This window comes from Aeromonas veronii bv. veronii (assembly GCF_000820225.1).
Lineage (GTDB): Bacteria > Pseudomonadota > Gammaproteobacteria > Enterobacterales > Aeromonadaceae > Aeromonas > Aeromonas veronii.
In genome coordinates this window covers 174,508-193,791 of the sequence record NZ_CDDK01000002.1, presented here as the reverse complement: position 1 = coordinate 193,791, position 19,284 = coordinate 174,508, and the positions used below count along the sequence as shown (strand labels likewise).

Here is a 19,284-nt window from a genome sequence, read left to right as displayed (position 1 = left end):
ATTGAGGGCAATACACCGCCCGGTGGCGGTGGGTCTACTGCCTCTCATTCTACCCGTTGCCGAGCAGCGCTACAGCGGGGAGCAGGGACTATTTTTCTGACTCGCTCAGCTGCATTTCACGCAGTTGCTCCGGTCTGGTCAGCCGCTGTACATATTTCTCCAGATAGGGCACCGGCAGCGGCTTGGAGGCGAGATAGCCCTGATAGAAACTGCACCCCTGCGCCTTGAGAAACTCCAGTTGCTGACGGGACTCCACTCCTTCCGCCGTGACGTTAAAGCCCATATGGCGGGCCATGGCGATCACCGCCTCGACGATGGCCATGTTGTCGCCATCTTTCGGGATGTCCTGAATGAAGGAGCGGTCGATCTTGAGCTCATCGGCAGGTAGCCGCTTGAGGTAGCTCAGGGAGGAGTAACCGGCGCCAAAATCGTCGATGGCAAAGCTGATGCCGAGCTCCTTGAGCTCGGTCATCTTGCTGATGGTGTCCTCGGCATGACCCAGCACCACGGATTCAGTGATCTCCAGATTGAGGCAGGCCGGATCCATGCCGGTTTGCGCCAACACATCGTGGATCCGCTCGACAAAATCGGTGGCATGGAACTGCTTGGCACTGACGTTGACCGAGATCTGCGGAATGTGGATGCCGTTCTCCTCCCACAGCACATACTGGGCGCACGCCTCGTGCAGCACCCAGTTGCCGATATCGACAATCAGGTCCGTCTCCTCGGCGATGGGGATAAATTCTGCCGGCGAGACCAGCGAGCGACCGGCCGGCTGCCAGCGAATGAGCGCCTCGACACCAATGATATCGCCGCCATCGACCATATGCTGAGGCTGATAGTAGAGGGTCAGCTCTTGCTGGCTGAGGGCGTTACGCAGTTCGTTGTGAATGAGCAGACGGCGATCCGCCTGCTGCTGCATCGAGGCATCGAAGAAGCGACGGGTCTTGCGGCCAGCGGACTTGGCCTGATACATGGCGGTATCCGCCTGCTTGAGCAGATCATCGACCCCCTGCTCCCGATCCGGAAACAGGGTAATACCGACACTGGCGCCGATGTGCAGCACTTGCCCCACATAGGTATAAGGAGCGGCAATCTCGGTGATAAGCCGTTCGGCAATGATATCGGCCTGCATCTCCGCCTGGGGCGGGCTGGCCGAGAGCGATGGCAGCAGCAACACAAACTCGTCACCGCCGAGACGGGCCAGGCAATCCCCCTGTCGCACCAGCCGTTTGAGACGGGCGGCGACCTCCTTGAGCAGCCAGTCACCGGTGGCATGGCCGAGGGAGTCGTTGATGGTCTTGAAGTGGTCGAGATCGATAAAGAGCAGCGCGCCAATCAAGCCATCGCGGGTCGCCTCGTTGAAGGTCTGCACCAGAGTCTCGTGCAACTGACGGCGATTGGGCAATCCGGTCAGCTCGTCGTAATAGGCGAGATCCTGAATGCGTCGCTCGGCCGCCTTGCGCTCGGAGATATCCTCGAAGCAGATGACAAAGTGGCTGATCACCCCTTTTTCATCCTGCACCGGTGTCACTATCTCCCACTGGGGATAGGTGTGACCATCGACATGGCGACGCTGGGTCTCCCCCTGCCAGCGGCTGAGGGTATTGAGCTCGTAGCCGAGCCCCCCCAGATTGGGCCAGAGATCCTCTTCCAGATGCAGGCCCAGCACCGACTGGCTGTCGAAGCCGGTGATCTGGCTGAAGGCGTTGTTGACCCGCAGGATCTTGAACCCCGGATCCGTAATGATGATCCCTTCGTGGGTCTCGAATGCAACGGCAGAGAGGCGCATCTGGGCATCGGATTGCAGACGCTCCAGCTCGGCTACCATCCGTACCGAGAAGGTATTGAGCACCGAGGTGAGGTTGCTGGTATCTGCCGGGGCCGAATAGAGCAGCGCTAGATGGCCCAGAAGTTGGCCTCTGGCATCAAACAGCGGCTGACCATAATAAGTCTGCCCGGCCGCCAGCCAGGGTTGATACTCCTGCGACTCGTCGATCACCTCGAAACAGATGGCCCCTTGCTTGTAGAGCTCCTGACAGGGGGAACCCACCAGCGGGTAGTCTTTAAGCGACAACCCGTCGGCAGCCAGCACTTTGACCCGATCTGCACCGCACAACTCACCCACCCAGACCGCATCCACCTTGAGGATATGGGCCAGCTGGCTGACCAGGGTATTGAAGAAATCGAGCCCGGTGCGGGCAGAGAGCGCCTGCGCCAACTGGGTGAGCAGGGTGGTTTGCAGCAATGGCAAAGAGAGATTGAGGGAGGAGACAGCACTGTTGGCGGTATCAAGAGGGGCCAGCCAGCCACAGCAGATCTGCTGGGTGGGCACAAACTGGCCACTCCAGAGCACATGGTTGAGCTGCCCCTGATCATCTTTCAGATGACCGATGAACTGTTCAGGCAGATGTGATTCATGAAGCCGGACGAGAAAGTCGGCAAAGCCTGCCTCATCTTCCGGTAACAGGCGAGCGGCCCAGGGATGATTGCCCTCCCCTTGCCACTGCTGGTAGGCCCCCTGATCAGAGAGACTCCACTGATCATGTTGCCGATCGAAAAACCACATGACTTGCGTGGCCTGCTGCTTCATTTACCACTCCAACACAACAACCAACCACGTTTGATGTCCAATCAGGCATAGCAACGCCCCCTGCATCCGCTCATCAGATCAGAGGTTGCGAGGGAAGAGTACAAACATGCGATATCAAGCAGTGGAAACCGGACATGAGGTCGACACGAAGTGCTGCCAAGAAGGGACAGAAACGATCCTATTCCCGTCATACTGCCTGCCAGTTTCATGGAGCTCAAGCTGTTTTTGGCACGAAACCGGAAAAGATCACAATTTATAAGTTGCTGAATAGCCAAGGGAAGGTTATGTGACATGGATCACATTTCAATCTTTACCAATGAGTAATCTGAAGGTGAAGACACAAGCAAGACGACCCGAAGGGGGCCAATATGAAAATCGAAATTACCAGCAAAATCATCGACATCACCCCGGCTATCCGCGAGCGCATCGAATCCCGTTTTGAAAAGCTCGAACGTCTTCAGGTGCCTCTCATCACACCCCATGTGATTGTTTCCAAAGAGCGTCTGATGTTCACTGTCGAAGCCAGTGCTGGCATCCCCAACGGCAAACTGTTTGCCCAGGCAGAGCATGAGGATCTCTACGCCGCCATCAACGAACTGGGGCAAAAACTGGAGCGCCAACTCAACCGTCACACCGAAAAGCCGATTGCCCGTCGTGCCAATGCCGCGTTCAAGGAGCAGCCGCAACCGGATGAAGCTGACGCTTGATGGCATGCCGCGAGGCTAAAAATTCCAAAGAGCATAAAGGCGGGGTTACCCGCCTTTTTGTTGCCTGTAATTTCCCGACAAGCACAGCGTTACGTCAGTGAACAGGCACCATCAACTGAGCCAGTGCAACCGGGTATCCACCCCCTCTTGCAAACGATCGAGGATCGGCAGCAATACCAGCGGATCCTCCTGCCTCGGCACATCGGCCAGCTTTCCTTGCAACCGCTCCCGCGCCAGCGGTGACAGGTTGTCGTAGACAGCCTCATCCAGCAGCGGCTGTTTGACCGTCAGCGGCGGCGTTTGCAGCGCCAGCCAGAGCCGCACATCCACCATGCTTCCCCCTTGCTGCAATCGCTCATTGATGGCACTGCAGTCACTCCCCGCCCCTTCAGCCACCAGCATCTCTGCCGGTCGCAGATCAAAGTGCAGACGCCAGTCACGGCTCTGGGGAGTGGCCGCCGGTTTGGCATCAAACCAAGGCTGCTCCTCCACCGCGTCGGTCAGCAGGGCCAGATGCAACCTGAAATCCGCCCGATCCCCATGCTGCAGGTCACGGTTGAGGCGCTGCCCCAACTGGCCCTCATCAACGAGCAGGTGATTACGGATTGAACTGGGCAGCATGAGATAACTCTCGAAAATGGCGATCTCACTGGTTATCGGCCACAAATCCAATTCTTTTAATGGAAAAATCCTGCTTGGGGGTTCACAAAACCGGAAGATCTGTTAGTATGCGCCTCGCACTTGTGGAGGGGTTCCCGAGCGGCCAAAGGGATCAGACTGTAAATCTGACGGCTCTGCCTTCGAAGGTTCGAATCCTTCTCCCTCCACCATTTCAAGTGCGACAAGTTGAAAGCAATACCCCGTGGAGGGGTTCCCGAGCGGCCAAAGGGATCAGACTGTAAATCTGACGGCTCTGCCTTCGAAGGTTCGAATCCTTCTCCCTCCACCATCATTCAGAAAACCCGGCCTCGCGCCGGGTTTTCGCATTTTTGGCCCATCGCAATTCATTCTCCCTCTGCACTGCCAACCTTTATCACGGCTTGCCCGCGGCCAATCGCGCAATAAAAAACGGGAGGTCTGCGCCTCCCGTTTACGTTCATATCAGCCCTGTTACGGGATGAAGCGTTACAGAGTAAAGCGATAGAAGATATCGACCGCCTGAGCCACCCCGCTCATCGCTTGCAGATAGAGCCTTGGCAATACCTCGTAGCGCAGCTTGAACTCGGCGATGGGGCTGAAAACCCCGACCCCGTACTGGAACTGCAAACCCGGCAGCAGATAGGCCGACAGCGTCACCTGGGTGTTGTCGCCACTGCCCGCGGTATCGAGAGAGACATCGCTCATCCCCAGCGACTCGCCGATACTCGACACTACGCCATTCGCCTGACTCACCGCTCCGGCCACCAGCAGACCGTTGAAACCGCCATCCTCACCGCCGGTCTGCAACCCTTTGCCGCGCAGCAGATAGGAGAGCTGTTCCGACTGCGCCATCTGCGGCTCGGAGTAGACAGTGATTTCAGGCTTGCTGGCAGGGCCGGTCACCCGCACCCCGACCGTCACCTGACCTTCTATGGTATCGGGATCCCGGTTGGCCTCGATGTTGAGGAAGGGCCGATCCAGCGGACCGGAGAAGAGGATCCGCCCCTCCTTGATGATGAGGTTCTGACCATAGGCCTTGAAGCGGCCGTTGGTCAGCACCAGCTGGCCATTGCCAGCCAGCGGTTTCTCGGGATCCTGACGGATATTGAGGCCACCGGAGACATCGGTCTTCAGCCCCATGGCATCGAGCTTCACATCGTTGCCAAGGCGGATCGCCACCTTCATCGCCAGCGGCAGGCTGGCCTGCTTGGGAGCCGGGGGCAGATCGTCATAGACCACAGTCACATCGTCGGAGACCGCCACCGCCGAATCCGGCAGGCTCTTGACCAGAATGCGCGCCCAGGGAATATCCACCTGACCGGTAATCCGGGTCTCCTCCCCCAGCGACACCGCGATATCGGGCGAGACTCTGACCCGGCCCATGCCCGGATATTGCGCCTCCAGATCCTTGCCCTGAATGGTGAGGCTGCCGCTGACCGGCATCTTGGCCCAGCTGAGCCAGCCGCCCAACGCCAGCGGCCCCTTGCCCACCAGCATGGAACCATCCAGCTCGGCCCGATTGCCCTCAATCTTGAGGCGGGTCACCAGCTTGGTCAGGGTCACCATGTCGGAGTGGGTCTGCACTTCACCGTCACGCAGGTTGAGCTGGCCAAACAGCAGGGGCGCCGCCAGGGTGCCATCGAAACGGGCATCGGCGGAGATGATCCCTTGCAGGGAGCGCACCTCAGGGATGAGCGGCGCAAAGGTATTGAGCTTGAGATCGTCAAACTTGAGCTGACCACCGAGCAGACCGCGACCGGCGGGCTCCCTGATCAGCAGGTCGGTATCGATATTGCCGATCTGCTTGGAGGCAAAATCGAGTCGAATGGCCGCCTGCTGCCGCTCGAAATCCAGGGCCAGAGCCAGCTGCTGATAGTCGGTCTTGAGGCCATCTGCCACAAAAGTGCCCGGCGTGGTGCGTACCACCGCATGCAGGGTCGGCTGATTGCCACGCCAGCTGGCACGCCCATCGGCCGAGAGCATCGCCTGCCAGCGGAAGTTGTCCGGCAACCAGGGGCGCAGCCGCTTGAGATCAAACTCGCTCAGGGCAAACTCCAGAGTGCCCTGGGCAGCGGAAACCTGACTCCCCTTGACGCAGAGGCTGGCCCCCTGAGAGCCGAGGCAGAGATCCCCCATCGCCAGCCGCTGACGCGGCAGATCAAGATCCAGTGCCCAGGGGGAGCTCAAGTCCCAACGGCGCAGCGGGGTTTTCAGCCGCAACTCGGAGAGCGCCCCGCGCCAGTTATCCCCGCGCACGCCGCCACCCAGTTTGAGGTTGGCCGCAACAGGGTCACCCTTCATGGTCAGGGTCAACAGATGCTGACTGATATCGCCGCTGAGGTTCAGGGCCAGCTGGCTGAGCTTGGTCTCACCCTGTTTCAACTGCGCCACCAACAACGCGAGCTCACCGGCCGGTTTGGCACCGATCGCCACATTGCCCTTGAGGCTAATGCCCTTCAGGTCGGTGCCGGCATAGTAGAGCCGGTCGGAGGCGAGATCCGCATCGATTTTTGGCGTTTGCTGATTGCCACTGACCTTCACCTGCCCCTTGATATCCCCTTTCAGGCCGGGATAGATGCCCCCCAGCTGGGGAGCCTGCAGGTTGGCATCGAGCTTCCACTGGGCGCTGCTGATACTGCCCTTGGCCTGCAACTGGTTGGGACCACTTTGCAGCGAGAGCGCCGGGATCTGCCACTCCATCTTGTCGTTGCCGCTAAGCTCCCCCTTGAGGGCCAGCGGGTACTGGTTGAGCTTGCCATCCACCTTGAGCTTGGGCAGTTTCAGCTCCCAGTGGCCCGCTTCGTTCATCACGAAACGGCTCTCCAGCTCACCGGCCAGCGTCCCTTTCAGCTCAGGCAACAGCTCGGCCGGATTGATCCCCTTGAACAGAGTGGTCCCCTGCCACTCGATCCCCTTGTTCCATGCCAGCTTGCCATCGAGCTTGAGCTCCCCCTTGAGGCCATTGAGCTGCAAGGCGATCTTGCTGAGCCGCTCCAGATCCCCCTTCCCGTCCAGCGCAAGCTTGAAGGGGGGGACATCGGTCCCCTTGCCGGAGGTATTGAGGGCAAACTGGTAGCCGGAGAGCTTGCCCTTGGCAGTCAGGCTCCCTTTGTCCAGCCGATAGCTCGGCTCATCTTTGGCGGGCTTGTGAAGAGGCCAGCCAAGGCTCTTCCAGTCGAGGGCCAGATCAAAAGGCAGATCCGGGTCGAGAGCGGCCAGCGAGCCCTTGAGATTGGCTGCAATCGGCCCCTTGGCAGACAACGCCAGCCCCAGCTTGCCGACCGAACCGCTCAGCGCCAGCATGGCCTGCTCACCCTGCAGCTCGCCATCCAGCAGCCCCTTGCGGGCCTTGGCATCCAGGGTCACCGCCAGCGGGTAGTCGTCACTGAGCTGGATATGGCCCTTGAGCACCAGGTCAGCCATGGCGTGGCGCAGCGAGAGCTCGCGCACCTCGATGCGATCGTCGGCAGCAGTGGCCGACAGCAACAGCTTGTCGAGCCCTTCAATCAGCTCGCCCTGCTTATATTGCACCCGGGTCGCGCTGACCCCTTCCAGCTGGATGGGGAAAGGAAGATGAATGGCGGGCAGGAGAATGGGGGCAGCCTTTGCAGTTTTTGCAACTGGCGCCCCTTTGCCCTGTTTGGGGGTATTGGCGCTGGCCTTGTCGTTGCGCGCCACCGCAGTCACGGCTTGCTTCTCGTTAGCGGCCGGCTGCTTGGCAGATTTGGCTGTGTTGGAGGGTGTCGCGTCATCCAGCGTCACCGTCAGGTTATCGAGCACCGGGCCGCGTACAATCAGCCCCTTGCGGTTGAGGGTGGCGCCGATATCGAGGGACCCCAGGGTCACGGCCACGCCGGGCACTGCCAGATCGAGATCGGCCACCTTGAGGCTGTCGACCTGAATTTTGAGTGGCAGCGGGCGCCAGACAAAGGGTTCGGAAGGCTCTTCCGGTGCAGGCTTGGAGTCGGCTACCTTGACCACCGGATGGGTCACCGCAAGGGATTTTATCCAGAGCTTGCCCTGCAGCAACTTGCCGAGATCCCAGTCGAGCACGGCGCGATCCACCGTGACATCCACCAGCTCATCCTGCCAGCCGGCCCCTTCCAGGGTCCAGCCGTAGCCAAGCTGACCGGCCACCAGCTCCCCCTTGAGAGAAGGCAGCGCTCCCTTGGCCTGTTGCCACAACCACTTGTTGCCCTGATGGGTAAAGCCCAGCAGGCTGACACCGATGAGCAGTAGGAACACCAGCCCCATCAGCCAGAGAAAAATGCGTTTTAGCCAGATCACAATGCAGACCCCCGCGCAAGATACAGCCGCAGCGGCCAAAGAAAAAAGCGTTTAGACAACATCATAATTCAGGCCCCAATGCGAAATGCAGCCGCAAGGGCTTGTCCTCCTCCGATACCCCGACCGCCAGATCCAGCCTGACCTGACCGATGGGGGTGACCCAGCGCACACCGACGCCGGTACCTATTTTCCAAGGTTCGCTGTAATCGGTGGTGGAGGTGCCGCCATCCACAAACATGGCCCCCAGCCACTTCTCGCTGAAGCGGTAGTTGTATTCCAGACTGGCCACGCTGGTGTAGCGGCCACCGGTCAGCTTACCATCCGGCCCGGTGGGGGAGATGCTCTCGTAACCAAAGCCGCGCACCGTCTGATCGCCACCGGTAAAGAAGCGCAAAGACGGCGGCACCAGCGAGAAGCTGTCACCTATAATGGCCCCCTGCTCTGCCCGCATCAGGAATCTGTGGTTATCGCCTAGAGTTCGCAGCCACTTGCTGCGCCCCCACACCCGCATAAAGCTGATGTCGGAACCCCATCTGGGGTCGGAGAACTCCAGCGTCAGCTGCTGGCGATCCCCCCAATCGGGCACCAGGGTGCCGCGCACCCGCAGTCGGGACCAAGAGACCCCGGGGATCAGCAGCAAGCTGTTCCCCTCGTCGGCGCCCTGGGTATAGATCTCGTTCTCCAGCCGGATAAAGACGTCCCGATCCCAGCTCTCCGGCCGCCGCGTCCAGCGGTGCACACCGATGGTCGTGAGATCGGAGCGGGTATCGTTGTTGTCCTTGTACTGGTAACCGGTCTGGATGGAGTAGTAGTCCCGTAGCGGGTTGCCCACCGGGATCTGATAGTCGAAGCTGAGCTCTGCCTCCGGCGCCGACACCTTGGCGGTGGCAAACAGACGGTGGCCGTAGCGATTGACCCAGGGTTTCTCCCAGGTGGCACTCATCCGCGGGCCTACGTCGGTGGCGTAACCGATACCGGTCTCGATTTCGTGATCGACCCGGTTATCCAGCGTCACCGCGATGGGTACCCGATAGTTGCTCGCCTCGCTCAATACCGGCTTGATATCGACCTGACGGAACAGCTTGGTAGAGGAGACATCCTGCGACATCTCGGCCAGACGGATGGCGAGATAGGGGTCGCCGCTCTTGATGTTGATAAGCGGGCGAATAAGGTGAAGCGCTTCGGGAGTGGCATCGTAGCGGATCTCGCCAAAACGGTAGCGATGGCCCGATTCGAACAGAATAAAGATCTCCGCCGTCCCCTTGTCCGGGAACACCTTGACCTGACTCTTGCTCAGCTTGGCATCAAAGTAACCGCGGGCCAGCCCGAGGCTGCCCAGATCGGCCTTGATGGATTCATATTTGGCGTGGTTGAGTGGCTCCCCCTCTTTGAGGGGCAACTTGTCCAGCAGGGCGCTGTAGAGCTCGTCGCTGCCCGCATCCCCCTCCAGCAGAATATCGAGGCGGGAGACGATGACCGGCTCCCCCTTGTCCACCTCAATCACCACTTTGGACGGAGTCTTCTTGTCGCGGCTCAGGGTGATTTTCGGCTGGTAGTAGCCATAAACCTGCAGCGCCTTTTGCACGCTCTCGGTAATTTTTGCGCGGGCCGGGCGGTATTGCCGCTCCTGATAGACCGGCAGGGCATTGAGGTAGGCTTCAACGTTATCCTTGTTCTCCCCTTTCAACCCCTTGACCTGATAGGTGAGCTTGGCGGCAAACGCGGGCGAAGCCAGCAGCGACAGCAACATGCCCACCCCCAGTACCCGCAGGCCGCGGCGAAACGCAGAGCCAGACAGTGAACGCCCTGCCAGCAGGGATGAAATGCATCCTGTCAAAGGTCAATATTCCTGAATCTGTGGTGAAGGAAACCAGCGCCCTTTCGGGCCAACCCCGAATGCGGCGCAGCACGCCATGCCGTGCATGGCCGTGACACAAAAATGCGCGCCAGAAAAATGGCGAACCTTATCCTAACATAGGCATCGGCCAGCGACAGCGCGGCGCCATTGGCAAATTCACCATATCTTTTAAGAGGTTGACCACAAATCACACATTTTGGTGACAATGACGCCGCCCGCTTTCCCGATGAGGGCGAATTGACCTGCCCTGAACAAGGTTCACTTCGTCGTCAGGCACCATTTGTCACCTCTCCCCCTCTCTTTACCACCAGAAACCCACCACGACAGAGTTTGTCGGCATCGCCCCACCATCACCGTTTAACAGACCCGGCACACGCCAAAGCCCGCCGTAGCGGGTGATTAAGAATTGCTCGTTCAGCACAATCGAATTATCCCGCTGCCTTTGCGAACGTCCCTCCCTCACACTTGAACCATCAACTGAAGGAGACACATCATGCATGCACGTAGCGAACAGATGGCTGACTATATTGCCGATCGTCTCGAGTTCATCACCTTTCTCGCCTGTTGTAGCGCCCTGCTGGCCCTGCTGACCGGCATGAGTGGCCAGCAGGCGCTGGCCTTTACCGCCCTGAACCTGCCGTTTGGCCTCGGAATTCTGCTGGCGATGGCGATGCTGGCCCCCCTGCCCGTCCACTGGCGGCTGCCGGGCATCACCCTGCTGCTGGCAGGTTGCGCCCTGATGACCCTGCAACTGGGGGGTGAGTGGCTCAATCCGCTGGCCATCTGGAGCCTCTACGCCCTGCTCGGGCTGGAGATCATCTGGCAAGCGCGCCCCCGCGCCGTGCTGGCCACCCGCGCTCGCCAGTAACAGGGCTGACGAACGCCGGTAAATGGCGGGGTGATGGCTGACGCCGGTGGCAAATTGGGGTACTCTTGCGCCCCGATTTGCCACCACCCTTGGCGTTAACAACCTTCGCCATCACTCCCAGGAGCGCCCCGATGAAAAAAGCCTGTGCCCAGCACATTCTGGTCAAGACCGAAAAACAGTGTCTGGAGATCAAGGAGAAGATCGAGAAGGGAGCCGACTTCGGCCAGATGGCCAAGCGCTTCTCTACCTGCGCTTCTGCAAAACGCAGCGGCGATCTGGGGGAGTTCAACAAGGGGGATATGGTCAAGCCCTTTGACGATGCAGTATTCAAAGGCGAACTGCTCAAGGTACTGGGGCCGGTGCGCACCAAGTTCGGCTTCCATCTGATCAAAGTGCTCTATCGCAACTAAGTCATCGCAACTGACCATTTTCTCGGTGAAGCTCCCGTCAGGCGGGCTTCATCGACCTCTGCATCTCCCTCGCAAAACTGACCAAAACCACGCCAAACTCTCATCAATTTACTAACGTTATCAGGCAATTAAGTTTATCCTTCTCGGCATTGTCCACATTCGACGATGGATCCCGTGCTATGCCCCGCTCTTGCTTGTGGCCCCTGCTGGCCTGGTTACTCCCGCTCGCTGGCGCCCTCGGCAGCCGCCTTCATCTCTGGCCCTGGTGGATCGGTTTTGCGATCTGTCTCATCGGAGCCCTTGTTTCCCTGATCTTGCTGGTACGCCTGCCCTGGAGCCGTAACCGCTACGCCAGCGGCCTTGGCGCCTTGCCGCTACTGCTGCCTCTGACCTTTGTGGCGCAAACACTGCGCATGCCGCTGATCAACGATGTGAGCACAGATCCCTATAATCCCCCCCTGCTGCGCTGGGCGGCAGAGCTCAGAACAGCGCAGGATCTGCCAATAAATAGCGCTCCGCTGAAAGCAGTTGAGGCAAAACCCGGTCCTCTCTTTACCAGGGCCTCTCCTGCCGAAGTGGTGATTGAAGCCAGCGAACTGATGCAGGAGCTGGGCTGGCAGGTACGACCGAGCCCGGATGGTCTGGATGCGGTGGTTACCACCGGCTGGTTCGGCTTTCAGGATGATGTGGCGCTGCGGGTCTTTGTCGGCCCCAGCGAAACCCGCATCGATATGCGGTCAGCTTCCCGTCAGGGGCAGAGCGATCTGGGTACCAACCGGGCACGGATCGAGGAGTTTCTGATCCGCCTCAACGAGCGGCTGGGTCAGGCCTACAAACCCAACCTGAAACACTAAGAAGGTCATCAATGCGCGTCGAGGTGAAACCCGACCGGGAATATGCCTGGTTTATCCGCCCCTTTTTCTGGCTGCAAAAGCGCAACTATGGTCAGGTGCTCATTCCAGGCAAGTGCTGGGGCCGCTCGCCGCGCCTGTTTGCCGCCGTCGCCACCCTCTACGGCGTCATCAACCGCAAGCGCTCCCCCATCGACCCCGTTCTGCGCTCGCTGGTGACGGTGCGGGTCTCCCAGCTCAACTGGTGCCGCTTCTGCGTCGACATCAACGCCATGACCCTGATCAAACGGGCGGGCTCCAGCGAGAAGGTGGAGGCGCTGGCCAACTGGCGCGAAAGCACCTTGTTCGACGAGCGAGAGAAAGCTGTGCTCGACTACACCGAAGCGATGACCGGGCTGGATGGGGTGAGCGATAAGCAGGCGGCCCGCCTCAAGCCCTGGTTCGACGATGATGCCATGGTGGAGCTGACCGGCCTCATCGCCTTCCAGAACATGTCGGCCAAGTTCAACGCCGCCCTCGATATCGCCCCGCAGGGCTTCTGCCAGCTGCCGGTGCAACCGGAACGCCCCGCCCAGCCAGACAGCAAGGACGCCTGATGAACCGGACCCGCCTGCTGCTTGCGCTGGTGATGGGGGGCCTTATCGGCACCTTTTTTGCCCTCGATCTTGGCCGCTATCTCAGTCTGGGCGCCTTGCAGGCCCAGCAGGCTGCAGTGGCGCACTGGGTCGACAGCCACTTTGTCTCGGCCAGCCTGCTGTTCGTGCTTATCTATGTGCTGAGCACCGCCCTCTCCCTGCCCGGTGCCAGCCTGCTCACCCTGGGTGGCAGCGCGGTGTTTGGTGTCGCCTGGGGGCTGCTGCTGGTCTCCTTTGCCAGCACCATAGGCGCGACCCTGGCATTTCTCAGCGCCCGCTTCTTGCTGCGCGACTGGGTCACCGCCCGCTTTGGCGACAAGCTGGCCACCTTTCAGTCCGGCATGGCGAAGGAGGGGGCCTTCTATCTGCTCAGCCTGCGCCTCATCCCCGTCTTCCCCTTCTTTCTGGTCAATCTGCTGATGGGGCTTACCCCCATCAGTGTCAGCACCTACTACTGGGTGAGCCAGCTTGGCATGCTGCCCGGAACCTTCGTCTATGTGCTGGCGGGCAGCGAGCTTGGCCAATTAACCAGCACCGGCAATATCCTCTCTCCCGGCCTGATGGTCGCGCTGACCCTGCTGGGGCTGATGCCCTTGCTGGTCAAAAAATTGACCGCGCACCTCGCCCAGCGGCGCCTGCTCGCCCCTTACCGCAAACCCGCTCGCTATGACTACAACCTGCTGGTGATCGGTGCGGGCGCCGGTGGGCTGGTCACCAGCTATATCGCCGCGGCGGTGAAGGCCAAGGTGGCGCTCATCGAGAAGCACAAGATGGGGGGCGATTGCCTCAACAGTGGCTGCGTCCCCTCCAAGGCATTGATCCGCAGCGCCCGCTTTGCCGCAGAGCAGCGTAAAGCCGACGAGCTGGGCTTTAGCCCAAGCCACTCCCGCGCCGATTTTTCGGCGGTGATGGAGCGGGTGGCCGCGGTCATCAAAGAGGTCGAGCCCCACGACTCCATCGAGCGCTATCAAGGGCTTGGGGTGGAGTGCATCGAAGGGGAGGCGCGGCTGGTCTCCCCCTGGGAGGTGGAGGTGAACGGCCAGCGCCTTGCCAGCCGCCATATCGTCATCGCTACCGGCGCCCGGCCGTTGGTGCCCAACCTGCCGGGGCTGGATCAGGTGCCTTACCTCACCTCGGATAGCCTCTGGCAACTGCGCACCCCGCCGCGCCGCCTGCTGGTACTGGGCGGTGGCCCCATCGGCTGCGAGCTGGCCCAGAGCTTCGCCCTGCTCGGCATTCCCGTTACGTTGGTGGAACTCTCGGAGCAACTGCTGCCCCGCGAAGATAGGGAAGTGGCCGACGCGTTGGCCGGGCAGATGAGCCGCGATGGCGTGCGGCTACTCACAGGCTGGCGCGCCGAGCGAGCCGACTATCTGCCCGCTGCCGAGGGGGAGCTACCGATCCGGCTGCAACTGCGCCGAGGCGAAGAAACACAACAGGTTGAAGGGGATCAACTGCTGCTGGCACTGGGTCGGGTCGCCAATGTGAGCGGCTTCGGGCTCGAAGCGTTGGGGGTCGAGCTTGCCCCCCGCGGCACCATAGCGGTCGATGGCTTCCTGGCCACCAACTTCCCCAGCATATTGGCGGTGGGGGATGTAGCGGGCCCTTACCAGTTCACCCACTTTGCCGCCCATCAGGCCTGGTATGCGGCAGTAAATGCCCTGTTTGGCCAGTTCAAGCGCTTTCAGGCCGACTATCGGGTCATTCCGGCGGCCACCTACACCACGCCGGAGATTGCCCGGGTTGGGCTCAATCGCAAGGAAGCCGAAGCGCAGAAGATCCCCTTCGAGGCGACCCGCTTTGAGCTGGCTGAGCTGGACAGAGCCATTGCCGATGGCGAGCGCCACGGTTTTGTCGAGGTGCTGACCGTGCCGGGCAAGGATACTATCCTTGGCGCCACCATAGTGGGCACTCACGCCGGTGAGCGGATCGCCGAATTTGTGCTCGCCATGCGTCACCGCCTCGGACTTGGCAAGATCCTCGGCACCATTCACGCCTATCCCACCCTGATGGAGGGGAACAAATATGTGGCGGGTGAATGGAAACGGGCCCACCAGCCCACCCGGGTGCTGGCGTTGCTGGCCCGTTATCACCGCTGGCGCCGTGGCGCCTGACAACCAGAGAAACGTTTATGCTCAAGCCATTCTCACAACTCAACTCACAGCTCAAACAGCGGCTAAACGCCATGCTGTTCGTCCTGCCACTGTTGGCCAGCGGCCCGCTGTTAGCCACCCCTGATGACAACTGGCAACAGACCCTTGAGGAGGCGAAGGGGCAGACCGTCTACTTCAACGCCTGGGGCGGCAGCCCGGAGATCAACGCCTATCTGGTGTGGGCCGGGCAGGAGCTGGCGCGCGACTATCAGGTCAAACTGGTGCAGGTGAAGGTGGATGACATCGCCCAGAGCGTCAGCCAGTTGCTGGCCAACAAGCAGGCGGGCAAGCAAGCTGGCGGGCCCATCGACCTGCTCTGGGTCAACGGCAAGAACTTCAAGGCGCTCAAGGAGCAAGGGCTGCTTGGCGCTCCCTTTACCGCCGAGCTGCCCAACATGGCGCTGGTAGACAACAGCCTGCCGGTGAGTGAGGACTTCACCCTGCCGGTGGAAGGGCTTGAAGCCCCCTGGGGCATCGGCCAGCTCAATCTGATGGTCGATACCGAAGAGGTCGCCAGAGCGCCCACCTCGGCTGCAGCCCTGCTGGCGTGGGCCAAGGCCCATCCCGGCCGCTTCACCTATCCCAAGCCGCCCCAGTTCCATGGCTCCAGTTTTCTCAAGCAGATCCTGCTGGAGCTGACACCAAACCCCGCCCCCCTCTATGGGGAGGCGACCGAGAGCGACTTTGCCAACGTGACCGCCCCGCTCTGGGCCTGGCTCGATGAGCTGCATCCGGCACTCTGGCGCAAGGGCAAACTGTTCCCCACCAGCGCCGCCGAAACCCGCCAGCTACTCGATGATGGCGAACTGGCCATGGCCATCAGCTTCAATCCGCAGGAGGCGCAGAGCGCCGCCCAGATTGGCGCCCTGCCCCCCAGTGTGGAAGCCGTCGCCATGGAGAAAGGGGCGCTCACCAACAGCCATTTTCTCGCCATCCCCTTCAACGCCAGTGCCCGTGCGGGTGCCAAGGTGGTGGCCAACTTCCTGCTGAGCCCGGCGGCGCAGGCACGAAAAGCCAATCCGGCCTTCTGGGGTGATCCCAGCGTGCTGCGGGCCGATACCCTGCCTGATTCAGCCAAGGGGCAACCGGCACTACGCTTCAAAGCAGTGGCCGAGCCTCACCCCAGCTGGCAGCTCAAGCTGGAAGCAGCCTGGGCCGAGCGTTACGGTCACTGATGAGTGCCGCTGGTCACCCGCTTTCCCGCTCCCGACCGTGGCGCCGGTTGACACGCCACCCCAGTATGAGTGCGGGGATGGCGGTCATTTATCTGGCGATCTTCGTCATCCCATTGCTGGCGGGACTGTGGCAACTGCTGGCGGAGGGGATGATCGCCTCTCATCTCGCCTTGCTGCTGGCCCAGCCTGGCCTATGGCACTCAGCAGCGCTGAGTCTGTGGATTGGCGCTGCCTCAACCCTTGGCAGCCTGCTGATGACCGCCCTGCTGCTGGCCCACAGCGACAGCCGGGCTTTCGGACTGCTCCGCCGCCTGCTCTCGCCTATGCTGGCCATGCCCCACGTCGCCTTTGCCATCGGCTTTGCCTTTCTGCTCGCCCCCTCCGGCTGGCTGCTGCGGCTCCTCTCGCCAGCTCTAACAGGGTTTGATCTTCCCCCCGATTGGCAGACCATTCGGGATCCTTGGGGGCTCGGGCTGATTGCACTGCTCGTTTTCAAGGAGACCCCCTTTTTGCTACTGATGGCGATGGCCGCGCAGCAACCCATCCAGCTGGCACGCCAGCAGTGGCTGGGGGCAAGCCTTGGCTTCAGCGCCCCCCAGACCTGGTGGCGCCTGCTGCTGCCCGCCCTCTGGCCTGCCCTGCGCCTGCCCATCTATGCGGTGGCGGCCTACGGAGTGGCGGTGGTGGATCTCGCCCAGCTGCTCGGGCCCGATGCCCCCGCCCCACTGGCGGTGCGGTTGTGGCTCTGGTATCAGGACCCGGATCTGCTCTGGCGTGGCGCCACCGCCAGCGGCGCCCTGCTGCTGCTCGCCATCACGGCGCTGCTCATTGCCATGCTCAGATTACTGGAGTGGCTTCATAAAGAGATGGGCAAAGGCTACTGGCTCAATGGCAAACGGGCGGCGCCCCACTTCTTTGCCAACCGGCTCGCAGCGGGCTTTGCCTTCACCCTGATCACCCTCAATCTGGCGGTGCTGGCGGCCCTGCTGCTCTGGTCGCTGGCGCGCCGCTGGCCCTTTCCCGCCCTCTGGCCTAGCCAGTGGAGCAGTCACTACTGGCTGGATCTGCTGCCAACCCTGCTGCCGCTGCTGGCAACCAGCGCACTGCTGGCGCTGGTGAGCGGCTTGTTGGCACTGATGATGGCGGTGTGCAGTCTGGAGGCACAAGCCGGGCGCCGCCCCTGGCCGCTCTGGCTCATCTGCCTGCCGCTGTTGCTGCCACAGGCGAGCCTGCTGTTTGGCATCCGGCTCGGGCTGGACTGGCTTGCTCATGACTCGATAAGTAGCGGCATTGGCTGGGGCTGGGTGCTCTGGAGCCAGCTGCTGTTTGTCTTTCCGTATGTCTATCTCTGCCTGCACGGCCCCTATCGCCAGTTCGATCCACGGATCACCCAGAGCGCCCTGCTGCTGGGGGCAACGCCATGGCGAGCCTGGTGGCAGGTCAAAGCGCCGCTGCTGGCGCGCCCGCTGCTGTTTGCCTTCGGCGTCGGGGCGGCGGTTAGTTTGGCCCAATACCTGCCGACCCTGCTGTTTGGGGCTGGCAGGGTGGTCACCATCACCACTGAAGCGGTGGCCATCGGCAGCGGCCTCAACCGGCGGCTGGCGGGGCTCTACGGCCTGCTGCAACTGCTGTTGCCACTCGTTATCTACCTGCTGGCGCTCTGGCTGCCAGCGCGGATCAATCCGGCGCTCAAGGGGGGCGGCTCACGATGAACTCTCATGATGGAAACAACCATATGCTGAGCAGCACGCCTCTTCGGCTTTACCTTGATGAAAATCTGCTGCTCTCGCTGCCCGCCCTGCAGGTGGCCCCCGGCGAGGTATTGACCCTAATGGGGCCGAGCGGCTGCGGTAAAAGCTCCCTGCTGGCGGGGCTGGCCGGGGTACTGCCCGGCGCGCAGACAGATAGCGACCCGATCCGGCTGGAGGGGGAGGTAAGGCTCGGCGAGCGGCCACTCAACACCTTGCCTGCGCAAGCACGGCGCATCGGCATGCTGTTTCAGGATGACCTGCTGTTCGACCATCTGACGGTGGCGGAGAACCTGATGTTCGGTATGCCTGCAACCATCAAGGGAAAACGCGCGCGGCGGGAAAAGGCACTGGCCGCATTGGCACAGGTCACACTGGCGGATCAGGCTGACAAGCTGCCGCAACTGCTGTCAGGGGGTCAGCGGGCGCGGGTCAGTCTGCTGCGGGCGCTGTTGGCGGAACCCGACGCCCTGCTGCTGGACGAGCCTTTCTCCCGCCTCGACAAGCCGCTGCGGGCCGCCTTTCGCGAGCTGGTATTCGCGCAGATCAAAGCGCTGGCCATCCCCGCCATCCTGGTGACCCACGACGAAGAGGATGCACCGGGCACCATACTCAATCTCACCGAATCCTGTTTTTAACCGAGGAGTTCACCTTGTTTGACCGCCACCTGATCCCCGTGATCCGCAGCCCTCTCACCCAGCTTGCCAAACCGCTCTGCCGTGCCGGGATCAGTGCCAATCAGGTGAGCCTCACCGGCTTTGCCATCGGCATGCTGGCGCTGCCGCTGCTGGCCTTTGGCAGCTATCAGTGGGCACTCGCGACCATCCTGCTCAACCGGCTGCTGGACGGGCTCGATGGCGCCGTGGCGCGGGAAACCGGCATCACCGATTGCGGCGGCTTTCTCGACATCACGCTCGACTTTATTTTCTACGCCGCCGTGGTGCTGGGCTTTGCCCTCGCCGCCCCGGCCAATGCACTGCCCGCCGCCACCCTGCTGTTTGCCTTTATGGGCACCGGCTCGAGCTTTCTGGCGTTTGCCATCATGGCGGGCAAGCGGGGGATCGACAATCCGGTCTACCACCACAAATCCCTCTACTATCTGGGCGGCCTCACCGAGGGGAGCGAAACCATCGCCCTCTTTGTGCTGATGTGCCTGTGGCCCACCGCCTTCGCCCCGCTCGCCTACGGCTTTGCCCTGCTCTGCGCCATTACCACCCTGACCCGACTCTGGAGCGGTTACCACACCCTGCGTCCCCCCCAGCGCGAAACAGCACAGCCCTCACAGAAGGGCTAATCCATCGCACGATGAATTGGCGGCAAACAAGGCGCACGGAACACTTGCGCCCGGATGACAATGTTT

General features: G+C 61.4%; 14 protein-coding genes and 2 tRNA genes. 12 read left to right on the top strand and 4 right to left on the bottom strand.

The genetic code is table 11. The annotated features are described in order from the left end of the window. Nucleotides 1-88 precede the first annotated feature (88 nt). Nucleotides 89-2,593, bottom strand: a complete 2,505-nt coding sequence (locus tag BN1139_RS00835) for a putative bifunctional diguanylate cyclase/phosphodiesterase (RefSeq protein WP_005350584.1) — start codon at nt 2,591-2,593, stop codon at nt 89-91. A 368-nt stretch (nt 2,594-2,961) separates the two neighbouring features. Between BN1139_RS00835 and hpf the strand changes: the two genes are divergently transcribed. Then, nucleotides 2,962-3,300: a ribosome hibernation-promoting factor, HPF/YfiA family gene (gene hpf / locus BN1139_RS00830; protein ID WP_005350582.1), complete on the top strand. Its 339-nt coding sequence runs from the start codon at nt 2,962-2,964 to the stop codon at nt 3,298-3,300. 111 nt (nt 3,301-3,411) lie between these two features. Here the strand turns inward: hpf and BN1139_RS00825 are convergent, their stop codons facing one another. Then, on the bottom strand, nt 3,412-3,921 hold the full coding sequence (locus BN1139_RS00825) for a VC2046/SO_2500 family protein (protein ID WP_005350580.1): 510 nt from the start codon (nt 3,919-3,921) through the stop codon (nt 3,412-3,414). Nucleotides 3,922-4,045: 124 nt separating this feature from the next. Here BN1139_RS00825 and BN1139_RS00820 point away from each other — a divergent pair. Next, nucleotides 4,046-4,130: transfer RNA gene (locus tag BN1139_RS00820), tRNA-Tyr, on the top strand. A gap of 34 nt (nt 4,131-4,164) precedes the next feature. Continuing rightward, a tRNA-Tyr gene (locus BN1139_RS00815) sits at nt 4,165-4,249 on the top strand. Nucleotides 4,250-4,425: 176 nt separating this feature from the next. On the opposite strand, the gene tamB is transcribed toward BN1139_RS00815, so the two are convergent. Together tamB and tamA are read right to left on the bottom strand one after the other, a co-directional pair. Continuing rightward, nucleotides 4,426-8,226, bottom strand: a complete 3,801-nt coding sequence (gene tamB / locus BN1139_RS00810; RefSeq protein WP_013723925.1) for an autotransporter assembly complex protein TamB — start codon at nt 8,224-8,226, stop codon at nt 4,426-4,428. A gap of 61 nt (nt 8,227-8,287) precedes the next feature. After that, nucleotides 8,288-10,063 (bottom strand): autotransporter assembly complex protein TamA, encoded by a 1,776-nt coding sequence (tamA, locus tag BN1139_RS00805; RefSeq protein WP_005350577.1) that lies wholly within the window; start codon nt 10,061-10,063, stop codon nt 8,288-8,290. A 514-nt stretch (nt 10,064-10,577) separates the two neighbouring features. On the opposite strand from tamA, the gene BN1139_RS00800 reads away from it, so the two are divergent. From BN1139_RS00800 to BN1139_RS00760, 9 genes are all read left to right on the top strand, one after another. After that, nucleotides 10,578-10,952, top strand: a complete 375-nt coding sequence (locus BN1139_RS00800) for a hypothetical protein (protein ID WP_005350568.1) — start codon at nt 10,578-10,580, stop codon at nt 10,950-10,952. Nucleotides 10,953-11,083: 131 nt separating this feature from the next. Then, complete coding sequence (locus tag BN1139_RS00795) at nt 11,084-11,362, top strand: peptidylprolyl isomerase (protein WP_005334269.1); 279 nt, start codon at nt 11,084-11,086, stop codon at nt 11,360-11,362. Nucleotides 11,363-11,541: 179 nt separating this feature from the next. Further along, entirely contained in the window at nt 11,542-12,216 is a 675-nt protein-coding gene (locus BN1139_RS00790) for a DUF1499 domain-containing protein (RefSeq protein ID WP_005350563.1), read from the top strand. An 11-nt stretch (nt 12,217-12,227) separates the two neighbouring features. Next, a complete protein-coding gene (locus BN1139_RS00785) occupies nt 12,228-12,809 on the top strand; it encodes a carboxymuconolactone decarboxylase family protein (protein WP_005350561.1) in 582 nt (193 codons plus the stop codon). Continuing rightward, nucleotides 12,809-14,962 (top strand): FAD-dependent oxidoreductase, encoded by a 2,154-nt coding sequence (locus BN1139_RS00780; RefSeq protein WP_005350558.1) that lies wholly within the window; start codon nt 12,809-12,811, stop codon nt 14,960-14,962. Before BN1139_RS00785 ends, BN1139_RS00780 begins: the two co-directional genes overlap by 1 nt. Nucleotides 14,963-14,979: 17 nt before the next feature. After that, nucleotides 14,980-16,176: an ABC transporter substrate-binding protein gene (locus BN1139_RS00775; RefSeq protein WP_005350556.1), complete on the top strand. Its 1,197-nt coding sequence runs from the start codon at nt 14,980-14,982 to the stop codon at nt 16,174-16,176. A 77-nt stretch (nt 16,177-16,253) separates the two neighbouring features. Further along, nucleotides 16,254-17,888: an ABC transporter permease gene (locus tag BN1139_RS00770; protein ID WP_005350553.1), complete on the top strand. Its 1,635-nt coding sequence runs from the start codon at nt 16,254-16,256 to the stop codon at nt 17,886-17,888. Nucleotides 17,889-17,911: 23 nt separating this feature from the next. Beyond that, complete coding sequence (locus BN1139_RS00765) at nt 17,912-18,562, top strand: ATP-binding cassette domain-containing protein (RefSeq protein WP_005350550.1); 651 nt, start codon at nt 17,912-17,914, stop codon at nt 18,560-18,562. A 14-nt stretch (nt 18,563-18,576) separates the two neighbouring features. Then, nucleotides 18,577-19,218: a CDP-alcohol phosphatidyltransferase family protein gene (locus tag BN1139_RS00760; RefSeq protein ID WP_005350547.1), complete on the top strand. Its 642-nt coding sequence runs from the start codon at nt 18,577-18,579 to the stop codon at nt 19,216-19,218. Nucleotides 19,219-19,284 lie beyond the last annotated feature (66 nt).

Bases quoted from the DNA above. Each gene is read 5' to 3' on its own strand.
- BN1139_RS00825 (WP_005350580.1), bottom strand. From the start codon at position 3,921: ATGCTGCCCAGTTCAATCCGTAATCACCTGCTCGTTGATGAGGGCCAG.
- BN1139_RS00775 (WP_005350556.1), top strand. From the start codon at position 14,980: ATGCTCAAGCCATTCTCACAACTCAACTCACAGCTCAAACAGCGGCTA.
- BN1139_RS00835 (WP_005350584.1), bottom strand. From the start codon at position 2,593: ATGAAGCAGCAGGCCACGCAAGTCATGTGGTTTTTCGATCGGCAACAT.
- BN1139_RS00785 (WP_005350561.1), top strand. From the start codon at position 12,228: ATGCGCGTCGAGGTGAAACCCGACCGGGAATATGCCTGGTTTATCCGC.
- BN1139_RS00765 (WP_005350550.1), top strand. From the start codon at position 17,912: ATGCTGAGCAGCACGCCTCTTCGGCTTTACCTTGATGAAAATCTGCTG.
- hpf (WP_005350582.1), top strand. From the start codon at position 2,962: ATGAAAATCGAAATTACCAGCAAAATCATCGACATCACCCCGGCTATC.
- BN1139_RS00790 (WP_005350563.1), top strand. From the start codon at position 11,542: ATGCCCCGCTCTTGCTTGTGGCCCCTGCTGGCCTGGTTACTCCCGCTC.
- BN1139_RS00800 (WP_005350568.1), top strand. From the start codon at position 10,578: ATGCATGCACGTAGCGAACAGATGGCTGACTATATTGCCGATCGTCTC.
- BN1139_RS00780 (WP_005350558.1), top strand. From the start codon at position 12,809: ATGAACCGGACCCGCCTGCTGCTTGCGCTGGTGATGGGGGGCCTTATC.
- BN1139_RS00795 (WP_005334269.1), top strand. From the start codon at position 11,084: ATGAAAAAAGCCTGTGCCCAGCACATTCTGGTCAAGACCGAAAAACAG.
- BN1139_RS00770 (WP_005350553.1), top strand. From the start codon at position 16,254: ATGGCGGTCATTTATCTGGCGATCTTCGTCATCCCATTGCTGGCGGGA.